A 12,685-nucleotide genomic window follows, 5' to 3' on the forward strand; every position below is an offset into this window, starting at 1 on the left:
GTGGTGCCGCTTAGGTGACTCGAACACCTGACCCCATCATTACGAATGATGTGCTCTACCAACTGAGCTAAAGCGGCTGGTTCCTGTAGGAACGGCGCCCTGATACATCCCATCCGGGCGCCGTTCAAGCCTTATTTTGCGAAACCAGCCCCCTCGGCCGTGCTAAAGCGCCAGCCGCCGGCGCGCCGCCTCGTATTCGCCGGCAAGCCTGTCCACCAACCGGGCCGCAGGCACGACCGCATCGACCGCGCCGACTCCCTGGCCCGCACCCCAGATATCCTTCCAGGCCTTTGCCTTGTCGCCGCCGGCGGCAGCGCCGAAATCCATCTTGCTCTTGTCCGCCTCGGGCAGGTTATCCGGGTCCATTCCGGCCGCTTCGATGGAAGCCCGCAAATAATTGCCCGATACGCCGGTGAAGTAACTGGAATAGACGATGTCGCTGGCATGCGCGTCGACGACGGCCTGCCGATAGGCGTCGGAGGCGTTGGCCTCTTCCGTCGCGATGAAGGCAGACCCGATATAGGCGCCGTCCGCGCCCATGGCCTGCGCCGCCAGCACCGCGCCGCCGGTCGCGATGGCGCCGGACAGGAACAAAGGCCCGTCGAACCAGCGGCGGATCTCCTGCACCAGCGCAAAGGGCGATAGCTGCCCGGCATGGCCGCCGGCGCCCGCCGCCACCGCGATCAGGCCGTCGGCGCCCTTTTCCACGGCCTTGTGCGCGAAGCGGTCGTTGATCACGTCATGCAGCACGATGCCGCCATAGCCGTGCACGGCTTGATTCACCTCTTCCACCGCGCCGAGCGACGTGATGACGATCGGCACGCGGTGCTTGACGCAAAGGGCCAGATCGCGATCCAGCCGTGTATTGGAGCGGTGGACGATCTGGTTGACGGCGAAAGGGGCCGCGCGCCGGTCGGGATTGGCTGCATCATGGGTGGCGATTCCCGAGGCGATCTCGTCCAGCCAGTCGTCCAGCAGCGATTCCGGCCGGGCATTCAGCGCCGGAAACGCCCCGACGATGCCGGAAGTCACCTGCGCCAGAACCAGCTTCGGATTGGATATTATGAACAGGGGTGCGCCGATGACGGGCAACCTCAGCGCTTGCATGCTGGCCGGCAATGACATCGTTCCTCCCGATTGACGTAAACGTAAGTTGCCAGGCCACCAAATCGATCGCGGCCCGAAAGGTCAAGACTTTGCCCATCTCCCATGGTCAACACTGGAACCGTCGATCCCGGCCAAGGTTTCTGTCGGGCAGGTGACGAGAGGGGACTGGTTACATGAATTGCAGGTTCTACGGGCGCAGCCGCCGCACCGCAGTCTGGGCCGGCGCGTTGGCCGGTGCGGTGTTGAGCGCTGGGGCGGCGATGGCGGCAAGCGAGGAGGCATGGGACGAATTCCGTGCCGATGTCCGCAAGACGTGCCTGACGAAGGGCGAAGAACTGGTGGAAACACCGGCCATCGTCATCGACCCGTTCGGCTCGGAAACCTTCGGATACGCACTGATGACGGGCATGGAAAAGGGCTCTGCCAATGTGCGCTCGGTGGTCTGCGTTTTCGACAAGCAATCCCGGACGGCAGAAGTCAGCGCGCCGCTGGACCTTGCCACAAGCGAAGCGCCCGGCCTTGCCGAGGAAACCGGCAAATCCGCGCGTGTCGACCGGGGGACGAGCGCCGGCGTCGTCGCGCCGTTCGGCGGCCAATGCACGGAAGAATGCGAGGCGACCCTGTCGCTGCTGGATGCGGGCGACCAGCGCAAGGTCACGCGGCTTCCGCAGGTGATCGCCCAGACGATTCTCGAGCATCCCCAAGGCACGGGCATCGCCGGTGTGGACAGCGTGCGCGATGTTGCGCTGTCTTTCAGCGAGCTGGTGGCCGGAACCCCCTCCGATACCCTGGCGGCCCCGCGCTCCGCGATGCCGGGCAAGGTGCCGTGCTCGATCTACTATTACGGCTTCATGAACGAGCCGGCCAAGCTGGTTGGAAACCACACCTGCACCGTTTCGGCGCTGGAAGGCGGCGGCCTGCTTCTGGAGAAGACCACGGGCGAACGCCTGCGCGCCGAACTGCGCCCGCTGACCGACGGCTTCTCCGCCGTCATCGGCCGCAACTTCCTGGCCGACCAGGAAGAGCGGCAGTACGATTCGGCCAACCCGGCCAATGCCGGCAACGACAATTTCGGCAATGTGGTCGGCCTGGCGACAGCAGGTAACGGCCGTCTCTACGTTTTCTCCAGCGAGCAGCGCGGCTTCCAGCAGGAAGACCCGACATTCTTCTGGGCCTTGACCGTAGGAGGCTGATTTTACTTGCCTTCGTGCCGGCATCTCCCCATTTTGTGAGGCGATGGAAGAGTTGTTCCCCGCCTCGCAAAAGACGCTGTCGCTGTTCGCCGAACCGGGCAACCCGGTGGTTCGGGTGATCGATACGGAGACGGCCGGTCAGGCACGCGTGGCCGAGGATGCCGTCATCGAAATCGGCTCCGTCGACCTCGACCTCGCCACCGGCCGCATCTTCAACCCCATGCAGACCCTGGCAGACCCGGGCGGCGTCATCATCACCGAGCACGCAAGGCGCGTGCACCGAATCACCGATGAGATGCTGGTCGGCGCCCCGCCGTTTGCCGAGGCCGCCGCACCCTTTACGCAAGGGGTCGAAACCTATGCCGCGCAGCGTGCCAGCTTCGACCGGGACAGGCTGCGCTTCACCGGACGCTGGTTCTGCACCTACAAGCTTGCCCTGCGCGCCTTTCCGGACGTGCGATCGCACGGCTTGCAATCCCTGGTGAAATACCTGCCTCTCGATCTGTCGGAAGTGCAGGGCCAGCTCGAGGGGCTGCATCCGCACCGCGCTTTGTACGATGCGTTGTGCACGGCCATCCTGATGCGGCGGATTTCGGAGCAGCTCCTGCCGTTCTGCCAGGGCCTCGACGACTTTATCGAGCGCGCGGAGCGCGTTACGCTGGAGCCGGCGCTGCTGGCGCGTTTCCGCTTCGGCAAGCACAAGGGCATCGCCCTCGGCAACGTGCCGACCGACTATCTGGAATGGGTGGTGATGCAGCCCAACATGGAGGCGGACGCCGCTTATACTGCCCGCCACCATCTGAAGCGCCGGCAGGCCGAGCAGCTTCAGCGCATCGCGCGCGGCCCCGTCATCGCCGCGATCGCGTCCTGAAGGCCGCGACGGGATGGAGCGTTTCGCCGAGCTTCTCGACCGTTTGCTCCTGACACCGCAGCGTAACGGCAAGCTGCGCCTCCTCGTCGATTATTTCCGGCACGTGCCGGACCCGGAGCGCGGCTATGCGCTGGCGGCCATCACCGGTGGGCTGGACATACGAAGCGTCAAGCCCGCCATGCTGCGCGCGCTGATGGCCGAGCGGATGGACGAGGTGCTGTTCGGCTATTCCTACGACTATGTCGGCGACCTGGCGGAAACCATCGCCCTGGCATGGCCCGAGCGGGAGCCGGCGGGTGCTTCGGGGCCGCTGCCTGCGCCACCCGGTCTGGCGGAGGTGATCCACGCGCTGGACGGCGCCACGCGTGCGGAAGGCCCGCGCTTGGTGGAAGCGTGGCTGGACGTCCTGGAATCGCAGGGGCGATATGCCCTGCTGAAGCTTGTCACCGGTTCGTTGCGCATCGGCGTTTCCTCGCGGCTGGCCAAGCAGGCGCTTGCCGATTTCGGAACGCGCGACGTCGCCGAAATCGAGGAGTTGTGGCACGGGCTGACACCGCCCTACGAGGATCTGTTCGCATGGCTGGAGGGGCGGGCGGACAAGCCGGCATCGGCGGCCCGCGCGCCGTTTCGCCCGGTCATGCTGTCGCAGCCGCTGGAGGATGGCGACCAGGCCCGTATCAAGCCAGAGGATTATGCCGCCGAGTGGAAATGGGACGGCATCCGCGTGCAGGCCACGGTGGATGGCGGCGTCAGACGGCTCTATTCACGCACGGGCGACGATATCTCCGGCTCGTTTCCGGATCTTGTCGATTACATGACCTATGACGGCACGCTGGACGGCGAGCTTCTGGTGGCGCGCGCGGCCTTGCCCGACGAGCCGGCTGTCGAAGGCGGCGGTATCGTTGCGGCGAGCTTTTCCGATCTCCAGCAACGGTTGAACCGCAAGGCCGTGTCCGCCGCCGTCATGCGCAAATATCCTGTGTTCCTGCGTGCCTACGACCTTCTGCAGGATGGCGCGGAGGATATACGGGCGCTGCCCTATACCGAGCGGCGCCGCCGGCTGGAAGCGTTCCTGGTCCATCTGGAGCCGACGCGCTTCGACCTGTCGCACCAGGTCGCCTACAGCAGCCTGGGCGAGTTGGCGGCGATGCGGGCAGAGCCGCCCCACAGCGTGATCGAGGGGCTGATGCTCAAGCAACTCACCTCGCCCTACGTGCCGGGGCGCCCGAAGGGGCCATGGTTCAAGTGGAAGCGGAACCCCCATCTTATCGATGCCGTGCTGATGTATGCGCAGCGTGGCCATGGCAAGCGCTCCAGCTACTATTCGGACTACACGTTCGGTGTCTGGACGGGGCCGGAGGATGCGCCGGAACTGGTGCCGGTCGGCAAGGCCTATTTCGGCTTCACCGACGAGGAGTTGCGCCGGCTCGACAAATACATCCGCGACAATACGATAGAGCGCTACGGCCCGGTACGATCCGTCCGGGCAGAGCCCGACCATGGCCTCGTCATCGAAGTCGCCTTCGAGGGGCTGCAGAAGTCGGCCCGCCATCGCTCCGGCGTGGCCATGCGCTTTCCGCGCGTCTCGCGCCTGCGCTGGGACAAGCCTGCCTTCGAGGCCGACCGGCTGGATACGTTGCAGGCGATGCTGCAATGATGACGAAAGGTTTCGCGCGGTAGATCGCCTTGCCTCTGCCGCAAGGCACGCATAAGTGAGGCCGAACAGACAGACGAGGGTGTCCATGCCGGGTTCAGTTTCCAATTTTCTGGGTGGATCGCCTTTGTCGGTCATCGTGCGGCTGGCGATCCTGTCGCTGCTCGTCGGTATCCTGATGAGCTGGTTCGACATCCGGCCCGTCGAACTCGTCGACTGGGTGGTCGATTTCGGGCGCTATCTCTGGAATTCCGTCTTCGGCTCGCTCAACCGCGCCATCGACTATTTCCTGCTCGGCGCGGTGATCGTGGTGCCGATCTTCCTGATCTCGCGGCTTGCCAAGATGGGCAAGCGCTCATGACGCCACTCGTCTTTACGGCGGTCATTGCCGCGGCGCTTCTTCATGCGCTGTGGAATGCCCTCCTGAAGACGCAAAGCGACAAATATGCCGGCGCGCTCGGTGTCTCGGTCGGCGGTGTGCCGCTGGCCGTGGCCTGCCTTCTGGCCGCGGGCCTTCCAGCGGCGGAAAGCTGGCCCTATGTCGCTTCGTCCGCGTTGATCCACACGTTTTACTTCGTTTGCCTGCTCAATGCCTATCGCGCGGCGGACTTTACGCAGGTCTATCCCATCGCGCGGGGCGCGGCGCCCGTCATCACGGCCATTGCCGGCACCTTGCTGGTCGGCGAGGTGCTGACGCCGCTGCAGACGGCCTCGGTCATGGTCATCGCCTGCGGCGTCATGAGCCTCGTCTTTGCCGGCCGGGGCAGCCGTCGGCTGACGCGCGCCGGCCTGCTCTGGGCGCTGGCCACCAGCGCCATCATCGCCACCTATTCCGTCAATGACGGCATCGGCGCGCGCCTGGCCGGCAACAGCTTCGCCTTCTATGGCGCATCCGCTACGCTGAACGCGGTGTTGCTGACGGCCTATATCGGCTGGCGGCATCCGCCCGCCATCCGCAACAGCTTCACCACCGGGCGGCGGGCGCTGCTGATCGGCGGGCCGGTGTCCTTTATCGCCTATGCGCTGGTGACGTGGGCCTTCTCGCAGGCGCCTATCGCGATGGTGTCCGCCCTGCGCGAGATTTCCATCGTCTTCGCAATCCTGATCGGCACCTTCATCCTGCGCGAGCGGATGGACTGGCGGCGCATCGCCTCGTCCTTCGTGACGCTGATGGGCGTTCTTCTGCTGCGGGCCGCCAAGTAGCGTCAGCTAAATTCGCGCGCCACGCGGTGCAGGATGGTGTGCCGGCGTGCCAGGGTGTCGATGTCGCGGCTGTAACCGCCGCCGATGACGCCGACCACCGGTATGTTCCGCTGCCGGAAAAAACCGATGACGCGCCGGTCGCGTTCGGCAAGGCCATTGTCGCTGAGGGCCAGGCGGCCAAGCCTGTCGTCGGCATGCGGGTCCACCCCGGCATTGTAGAAGACGATGTCGGGGCGGGCGCGGCGCAACGCTTCGTCCAGAAGGGCCGGCAGCATCGCCAGATAGGCGGCATCCACCATGCCGTCCGGCAGGGGGACATCGAGGTCGGAGACGGCCTTTTCGTAAGGATAGTTCCGTGCCGCATGCATGGACAGGGTGAAGACGGCGTCATCATCCGCGAAGATGCGGGCGGTTCCGTCACCCTGGTGGACATCGCAATCGAAGACGAGGATGTGGGCGACGTCACCATCCGCCAGAAGGGTGGCCGCGGCGACGGCCACATCGTTGAAGACGGAAAACCCCGCTCCGCCGCTGCGGGAGGCATGGTGGCTGCCGCCCGCCGTATTGCAGGCAAGGCCGACATCCAGCGCAAGCTGCGCCGCGATCACCGTGCCGCCGGTGGCGTGCAGAGAGCGCCTGGCGACGCGCTCGTCCACGGTGAAGCCGATGGCCTTGTCTTCCTGCGGGGTGGTGGTGCAGGTGACGATGCGTTGCACATAGCCCGGGTCGTGCGCGCGCTCCAGCCAGCTTTCCAGAGCCGGCGCGGCAGGGTGGAACCCCTCGGGCCCGACGACCCCGTCCTCCCGCAGGATCTGCGCGATCCTGGAGAATTTCGACATCGGGAAGCGGTGCCCCGTATCGAAAAGGGCATCATAGGCAGGATGGTGGATGAATGGCGGCGTCAGTTGCCGACCTGTTCGGCGGGTGGCGGCCCGCGCTCCAGTATTTCATCCACGCGCGTATCGCGGATACGCCTGAGGTTCGGCGCGCGCGATTTGTCGAGATAGTGCACGAGGCCGTTGAGAATGCGCAGCGGCAGGCGAGGCCCGGCATAGACGAGGGCGGTGTAGAACTGCACGAGATCTGCCCCGGCCTCCATCTTGGCCAGGCAGGTGCGGGCGCTTTCCACGCCGCCCGCGCCAATCAGCGGAAAGTCCGGCCCGAGCGCCTTGCGGAAAGCCGCCAACGCAAAGCTGGACCGGCTGATCAACGGCCGGCCCGAGAGGCCGCCGGATTCTTCGCCGTGTTCGCGCCCTTCCACGCCGTAGCGCGACAGGGTGGTGTTGGACACGATCAGGCCATCCAGCTTGTACTTGCGCACCGTGTCGGCGATGGCGCCGATTTCCGGCAGGGACAGGTCGGGCGCCACCTTCAGGAAGATCGGGCAGGGGGGCACGGCGGCCAGCGCGGCCGCGCCGTCGCGCGCTGCGGCCACCGCGTGCATCAGCTCGACCAGTTCGTCGCCCTTCTGCAGCGTGCGCAGGCCCGGCGTGTTGGGCGACGAGATATTGACGGTCAGATAGCTGGCCAGCGGCGCAAAGCAGTGAACGCCGGCGACATAGTCGGCGATGCGATTGCCGCTGTCCTTGTTGGCGCCGATGTTGACGCCGACGATACCCGCCTTGCGCACGCGCTTCTTCAGGCGGGCGGCAACTTCGGCGTGGCCGTCATTGTTGAAGCCCAGCCGGTTGATGATGGCGCCGGCCTCGGGCAGGCGGAAGATGCGTGGCTTCGGGTTGCCTTCCTGCGGCTGCGGCGTGACGGTGCCGACCTCGATGAAGCCGAACCCCATCTTCAACATGGCGTCGGGCACTTCGCCGTTCTTGTCGTAGCCTGCCGCCAGCCCCAGCGGGTTGGGGAAGGACAGCCCGGCCAGCTCAACCTTCAGGCGCGGGTCTGTCGGCACTTCGATGCGCGGCAGCAGCCCGGTCTTCAGGGCGCGGATGGACAATGTATGGGCCTGCTCCGGGTCCAGCCGGAACAGCAATGGTTTGGCCCAGCGATAGGCGACGCTCATCGGATAGACTCCGGAAATGCGTGGCGACCATCCTCGGACAGCCCAATCTCGGTGGCGAAGATCACGCTGTCCATGGCAAGGTCGCCGTAGAGATGAGGGAAAAGCGCGCCGCCGCGCGATGGTTCCCAGCGCAGTTCCGCTCCAAGCCGGCGCGGGTCCACAGCCACCAACAGCAGGTCGCGCTGGCCCTTGAAGTGCTTTTCCGCCGTTTCGCGTAGCTGGGAGCCGGTCGAAAAATGGATGAAGCCGTCCTGCAGGTCGACGGGCAGGCCCGTGAAGCGGCCGGATTCCTCGGCCTGTGCCCAGATCTGGGCCGGGACGAGCTTATAGATGGGTTCGTTGCGGTTCATCGGTTGTCCGAAATGCAAGGGGACGTCATCGGGCAGCGGTCGAACCGGCCAGCGCGACATCGGCGATGCCGCCGATGAATTTCGACATTTCACTCATCGAGGTTTCACCGGCCTTCCGGCCGAATGCCTGGAAGACATGGCAGCCGCCCGTCCAGACGGAAAGGTCCGATACGTTGCCGGCGGCCATCCAGCGTGCAGCCATGAACAGCGAGTCGTCGAGAAGAAGGTCCTGTGTGCCGACGGTGAAGAGCGCCGGCGGCAGCCCGGACAGGTCCGCATAAAGCGGCGATATCGCTGGATCGCGCAGGCTGTACGCCTCGGGCACGAAACGCATGACGAATTCCTTGATGTCCTCGGTGTTGAGGACAAGCCGTTCCGTGCCGGCATTGCGCACGCTGGGCGTCAGCGACAGGTCGTAGCAGCCGGCATTCAGGTTGGCGGCGGAAAACGGCACCAGGCGATGCCCGTCCCGAAGCCGCAGCAGCGTCAGCACGCTGAGATGCGCCCCGGCGGATTCGCCGCCGATCGCCAGAAAATCCGTCGGCGCTCCCTCGATTTCGCCGCGCACCAGGGCAAGGGCGGCATCCTCGCAATCGTCGGGCGCGGCCGGAAAGGGATGTTCGGGCGCCAGCCGGTAATCCACCGACACCGTTGCAAGGCCCGTCGCGTCGGCCAGCCGCCGCAGGGCAGCATCGCTTTCGACCGCTTCGCCGAATACCCAGCCGCCGCCGTGGATATGCAGGTATGTGCCGCGCGGCTTGCCGCCTGCCGGCATCAGGATTCGAAGCGTAATGTCGTTGCCGTCGCGGCCGCGAACTCTGCGCGTGATCGCATCCGGATCGGGGGCGACAGGCGGGAAAACGCCTTTCCCCTCGCGGCGCGCCTCACGGACGACCTCCTCGGGGAAATCCCATGGGCTGGGACGCGTTTTCTGAAATGCGACGATAGAGGCATTCAGTTCCGCCAACTCGTCGGAAACAAGCCCCTTATCGAACATTGCCCGGTTGATGACGATCGATTGGCCCGTCATTTGTCCTCGTGCGCCATACGCCAAGTCTGCACGTTCTAAAGCCTTTCCTGCCGCAGGGGAAGCGCCGCCCGGCCCATCGAGGCGCCGGCGTGCCGTCTCACGCGAAAGCGGCTGCGTTTAACCATTGCGGTGCGCGCTGGCAAGCTGCGGCAGGGCCGCGCAGCGTATTGCGACGCAATTTCGAGTTGCATCCGTCGGCATCGGAGAACATTGTCTCATCTTCAACGGCCGATCACATCGGCGTGTCGCGTAGTGCAGGGGCTGAAGAGGGGTACGCATGCTCAAGGAGTTTCGGGAGTTCGCCCTCAAGGGCAACATGGTCGATCTGGCCATCGGTATCATCATCGGTGCGGCCTTTTCGGGCCTCGTCAACTCCATCGTCGCCGATATCATCATGCCGCTCGTCGGTTTGCTCACGGGTGGCGGCGTAGACTTTTCCAACCTCTTCATTCCGCTGTCCAGCAACGTTACGGCGGCCGGTCTTGCGCAGGCGCGCGAACAGGGGCCCGTGCTGGCCTATGGCGCCTTCCTGACGCTGCTCATCAATTTCATGATCGTCGCCTTCGTGCTGTTCATGGTGGTCAAGGGCATGAACAGGCTGAAGCGCAAGGAAGAGGCAAAGCCGCCGGAGGCCGCCGAAGTCCCGCGCGACGAAAAGCTTCTCGAAGAGATCCGCGACATCCTTGCCGCCGGCAACCCGAACCGGCCGGGCACGACGCCGGGCTCGGGCCGCATTCCGGGTACGGACTTCTGATCCACGACCGTTGGGGGAGCCGAGCGGCTCCCCCCGCCATCCGGATGCCGGTTCCCGACGCCGGCACGGCGTGCTTGCCGCCCGGGCTGACGGCATGCGCGCAATTAATCCAAATCCCTTGACGGACACCCTCGTTTGGCGCACTGCCCATGGCAAACCATCGGGCCGCTCAAGCGGCATCCTGCGCCCCGGGGCATCGGACATGACACTTCTTCAAAAGCTGAGCACGAGCGCCCTGGCGGCGCCGGAGAGCGGTATCGTATCGCTGGTCAATTATGCGCGCGGCCGCGAGGGGCTCATTCCGCTCTGGGTCGGCGAAGGGGACCTCGCCACACCATCCTTCATCGCGGATGCCGCCCGGCGCAGCCTGGATGCGGGCGAAACCTTCTACACCTGGCAGCGGGGCCTGCCCGAGCTTCGGCAGGCGCTGGCCGACTATGTCGGTAACCTGTACGCATTCGAGCCGACCGCCGACCGCTTCTTCGTCACCGGCTCCGGCATGCACGCCATCCAGATCGCCGTCGATCTCGTGGCCGGCCCCGGCGACGAACTCGTCTATATCGGTCCGCTTTGGCCCAACTTCGCGGCCGCCGCCGATCTTTCCGGCTCCAGGGCCGTCGAGGTGCTCCTGGATGAGCGGGACGGGATGTGGTCGCTGGACCTCGACCGCCTCAAGGCGGCGATCGGGCCACGGACAAAGGCGATCTTCGTCAACAGCCCCAACAACCCCACGGGCTGGACGGCCGATCTCGATACGCTGCGCGCCATTCTGGACATGGCGCGGGCGGCCGGCATCTTCATCATCGCCGACGAAATCTACGGGCGCTTCTTCTATCAGGGCGGCCGGGCGCCGTCCTTCCACGACGTGATGCAGCCGGACGATGCGATCCTCTTCGTCAACTCCTTCTCCAAGAACTGGGCGATGACGGGCTGGCGGGTGGGCTGGATCGAGGCGCCGGCCGAGTTCGGCGACGTCATCGAGAACCTTGTCCAATACTCCAATTCCGGCGTCGCCCCCTTCATGCAGCGGGCCGCCATCGCGGCCCTGCGCGAGGGCGAGGCGTTCGTGGAAGGCCAGGTCGCCCGCGCCCGGACGGCACGCGACATCTTCTGCGAGACGCTGCGCGCCACCAACCGTGTTGCGCTGACCATGCCGGCCGGCGCGTTCTATGCCTTCTTCGCCATAGACGGCGTCGGCGATGCGCGGGCCGCGGCCATCCGCATCGTGGATGAGGCCGGCGTCGGACTGGCGCCGGGCGCCGCCTTCGGCAATAGCGCGGCACCCTATATGCGCGCCTGCTTCAACCGGCGCCTGGACGAAGTCGAGGAAGCCGCCGCCCGCATCGCCCGTTGGGTGCGGCAGGCGGCGTGACGTCCGGAATGCCGGAAGCGGCCCGACTGCCCCTGACGCTCCTGTTCGGTGCGGCGGGAGGGGCGGTCGCGCATCTGGCCGGAATGCCGGCAGGATGGTTGCTGGGCTCCATGCTGGCAACGCTGGCCAGCGTGCTGTGCGGCTTCAAGCCATCGCTGCCGAACTGGCTGCGCGACATCACCTTTTTCATCCTTGGCATCCAGGCCGGGTCCGGCGTCACCCCTGCGGTCATCGAGCAGCTCGCCCTCTGGCCGCTATCCTTCGCGATCCAGATGGCGGGCGTGGTGGTGGTAGCGCTGGTCACCATGCTGTTTCTGGAGCGCGCCTTCGGATGGGACAGGGAAACGGCCCTCTTCTCGTCGTTGCCGGGGGCGCTGTCCTTCGTGCTTGCGGCAGCGTCCGAGACGCGCGCCGACATGACGCGCATCACGGTGCTGCAGACAGTGCGGCTTTTTTTCCTGATCGCGGTGCTGGTGCCGCTGCTGGGATGGCTGGAAGGCGATGAATCGAGAGTGCCCGCCATGGCCGCCCATGGCGATGCCGTGTGGCAATATCCGCTTCTGGTGGTCGTCTGCGCGGTCGCTGCGTGGGCCGGCGTCCGCAGCCGTGTGCCAGGGGGTCTCATTCTCGGTGCGCTCGTCGGCAGCGCCGTCCTGCATGGCGTGGACGTGGTGACGGTGGGCGTGCCGCCTTTGATTGCGACGCCGGGTCTTGTCGCCATGGGGGCGTTGATTGGCTCCCGGCTGCAGCGCGAGGACAGGGGTGCGCTGCCGCAGCTTCTGCCGGCCTCGATCGGCGCGTTCGTCATCGGACTGTCGATCATGACGCTGTCGGGCCTTGCCGCGATCTGGGCCCTGGGGCTCGACATCGGCCGCGTGTCGCTGGCCTATGCGCCCGGCGCGCTCGAGGCGCTGACGGTGCTGGCCTACCAGTTCGACATCGACCCCGCCTATGTTGCCGCCCACCATGTCGTGCGCTTCGTCGGCATTGTGCTGCTGGTGCCCGTTCTGGCGCGCCGCCTGCCACGCCGTGCCCCCACCTTGGCCGATGCAGTGCGGTCCGAGGCGACCTTGCCATCGGCCGCCCACGATACCGAAGCCACGGGCCGCGAGCACTGAACCGGCCGGCACAACG

Annotated in this window: 13 protein-coding genes and 1 tRNA gene; 8 read left to right on the plus strand and 6 right to left on the minus strand. The window is 66.0% G+C overall.

From position 1 onward, the window contains the following. Position 1: 1 nt before the first annotated feature. Together AUL31_RS11550 and AUL31_RS11555 are read right to left on the minus strand one after the other, a co-directional pair. Positions 2-77: transfer RNA gene (locus tag AUL31_RS11550), tRNA-Thr, on the minus strand. 85 nt (positions 78-162) lie between these two features. Beyond that, positions 163-1,125, minus strand: coding sequence for an NAD(P)H-dependent flavin oxidoreductase (locus tag AUL31_RS11555; RefSeq protein ID WP_060606345.1), 963 nt, complete (start codon positions 1,123-1,125; stop codon positions 163-165). 155 nt (positions 1,126-1,280) lie between these two features. Here AUL31_RS11555 and AUL31_RS11560 point away from each other — a divergent pair, with 155 nt between their 5' ends. The 5 genes from AUL31_RS11560 (at position 1,281) to AUL31_RS11580 (ending at position 6,028) form a co-directional block, all read left to right on the plus strand. Beyond that, positions 1,281-2,300 carry a hypothetical protein gene (locus tag AUL31_RS11560; RefSeq protein WP_073469322.1) on the plus strand — a complete coding sequence of 340 codons (1,020 nt, stop codon included), beginning with the start codon at positions 1,281-1,283 and terminating at the stop codon, positions 2,298-2,300. A 43-nt stretch (positions 2,301-2,343) separates the two neighbouring features. Beyond that, positions 2,344-3,171, plus strand: coding sequence for an exonuclease domain-containing protein (locus tag AUL31_RS11565; RefSeq protein ID WP_060606350.1), 828 nt, complete (start codon positions 2,344-2,346; stop codon positions 3,169-3,171). A 13-nt stretch (positions 3,172-3,184) separates the two neighbouring features. Then, on the plus strand, positions 3,185-4,828 hold the full coding sequence (locus tag AUL31_RS11570) for a cisplatin damage response ATP-dependent DNA ligase (RefSeq protein WP_060606352.1): 1,644 nt from the start codon (positions 3,185-3,187) through the stop codon (positions 4,826-4,828). A gap of 85 nt (positions 4,829-4,913) precedes the next feature. Next, positions 4,914-5,186: a DUF6460 domain-containing protein gene (locus tag AUL31_RS11575; protein ID WP_060606355.1), complete on the plus strand. Its 273-nt coding sequence runs from the start codon at positions 4,914-4,916 to the stop codon at positions 5,184-5,186. Then, positions 5,183-6,028 carry a DMT family transporter gene (locus AUL31_RS11580; protein WP_060606359.1) on the plus strand — a complete coding sequence of 282 codons (846 nt, stop codon included), beginning with the start codon at positions 5,183-5,185 and terminating at the stop codon, positions 6,026-6,028. The genes AUL31_RS11575 and AUL31_RS11580 overlap by 4 nt, the downstream gene beginning before the upstream one ends. 2 nt (positions 6,029-6,030) lie before the next feature. Here AUL31_RS11580 and AUL31_RS11585 read toward each other — a convergent pair whose 3' ends face one another. From AUL31_RS11585 to AUL31_RS11600, 4 genes are all read right to left on the minus strand, one after another. Then, positions 6,031-6,867, minus strand: coding sequence for a histone deacetylase family protein (locus AUL31_RS11585; RefSeq protein WP_082646915.1), 837 nt, complete (start codon positions 6,865-6,867; stop codon positions 6,031-6,033). 62 nt (positions 6,868-6,929) lie between these two features. Next, on the minus strand, positions 6,930-8,045 hold the full coding sequence (locus AUL31_RS11590) for a quinone-dependent dihydroorotate dehydrogenase (RefSeq protein ID WP_060606365.1): 1,116 nt from the start codon (positions 8,043-8,045) through the stop codon (positions 6,930-6,932). Further along, complete coding sequence (locus tag AUL31_RS11595) at positions 8,042-8,395, minus strand: DUF952 domain-containing protein (RefSeq protein WP_060606846.1); 354 nt, start codon at positions 8,393-8,395, stop codon at positions 8,042-8,044. Before AUL31_RS11595 ends, AUL31_RS11590 begins: the two co-directional genes overlap by 4 nt. Positions 8,396-8,420: 25 nt before the next feature. Further along, complete coding sequence (locus tag AUL31_RS11600; RefSeq protein ID WP_060606368.1) at positions 8,421-9,425, minus strand: alpha/beta hydrolase; 1,005 nt, start codon at positions 9,423-9,425, stop codon at positions 8,421-8,423. Between the two features lie 277 nt (positions 9,426-9,702). Between AUL31_RS11600 and mscL the strand changes: the two genes are divergently transcribed. The 3 genes from mscL to AUL31_RS11615 all read left to right on the plus strand — a co-directional run bounded on the left by mscL (position 9,703) and on the right by AUL31_RS11615 (position 12,669). Beyond that, positions 9,703-10,179 (plus strand): large conductance mechanosensitive channel protein MscL, encoded by a 477-nt coding sequence (mscL, locus tag AUL31_RS11605; RefSeq protein ID WP_039189432.1) that lies wholly within the window; start codon positions 9,703-9,705, stop codon positions 10,177-10,179. Between the two features lie 202 nt (positions 10,180-10,381). Further along, positions 10,382-11,551: a pyridoxal phosphate-dependent aminotransferase gene (locus AUL31_RS11610; RefSeq protein ID WP_060606851.1), complete on the plus strand. Its 1,170-nt coding sequence runs from the start codon at positions 10,382-10,384 to the stop codon at positions 11,549-11,551. Then, positions 11,548-12,669, plus strand: coding sequence for an AbrB family transcriptional regulator (locus AUL31_RS11615; protein WP_244489390.1), 1,122 nt, complete (start codon positions 11,548-11,550; stop codon positions 12,667-12,669). Before AUL31_RS11610 ends, AUL31_RS11615 begins: the two co-directional genes overlap by 4 nt. Positions 12,670-12,685: the final 16 nt, after the last annotated feature.

The sequence above is a fragment of the Aureimonas altamirensis genome, from assembly GCF_001463885.1.
Lineage (GTDB): Bacteria > Pseudomonadota > Alphaproteobacteria > Rhizobiales > Rhizobiaceae > Aureimonas > Aureimonas altamirensis.

Excerpts from the sequence above, each read along its gene's own strand:
- AUL31_RS11555 (WP_060606345.1), bottom strand. The coding sequence starts at position 1,125 with ATGTCATTGCCGGCCAGCATGCAAGCGCTGAGGTTGCCCGTCATCGGC.
- AUL31_RS11560 (WP_073469322.1), top strand. The coding sequence starts at position 1,281 with ATGAATTGCAGGTTCTACGGGCGCAGCCGCCGCACCGCAGTCTGGGCC.
- AUL31_RS11565 (WP_060606350.1), top strand. The coding sequence starts at position 2,344 with ATGGAAGAGTTGTTCCCCGCCTCGCAAAAGACGCTGTCGCTGTTCGCC.
- AUL31_RS11570 (WP_060606352.1), top strand. The coding sequence starts at position 3,185 with ATGGAGCGTTTCGCCGAGCTTCTCGACCGTTTGCTCCTGACACCGCAG.
- AUL31_RS11575 (WP_060606355.1), top strand. The coding sequence starts at position 4,914 with ATGCCGGGTTCAGTTTCCAATTTTCTGGGTGGATCGCCTTTGTCGGTC.
- AUL31_RS11580 (WP_060606359.1), top strand. The coding sequence starts at position 5,183 with ATGACGCCACTCGTCTTTACGGCGGTCATTGCCGCGGCGCTTCTTCAT.
- AUL31_RS11585 (WP_082646915.1), bottom strand. The coding sequence starts at position 6,867 with ATGTCGAAATTCTCCAGGATCGCGCAGATCCTGCGGGAGGACGGGGTC.
- AUL31_RS11590 (WP_060606365.1), bottom strand. The coding sequence starts at position 8,045 with ATGAGCGTCGCCTATCGCTGGGCCAAACCATTGCTGTTCCGGCTGGAC.
- AUL31_RS11595 (WP_060606846.1), bottom strand. The coding sequence starts at position 8,395 with ATGAACCGCAACGAACCCATCTATAAGCTCGTCCCGGCCCAGATCTGG.
- AUL31_RS11600 (WP_060606368.1), bottom strand. The coding sequence starts at position 9,425 with ATGACGGGCCAATCGATCGTCATCAACCGGGCAATGTTCGATAAGGGG.
- mscL (WP_039189432.1), top strand. The coding sequence starts at position 9,703 with ATGCTCAAGGAGTTTCGGGAGTTCGCCCTCAAGGGCAACATGGTCGAT.
- AUL31_RS11610 (WP_060606851.1), top strand. The coding sequence starts at position 10,382 with ATGACACTTCTTCAAAAGCTGAGCACGAGCGCCCTGGCGGCGCCGGAG.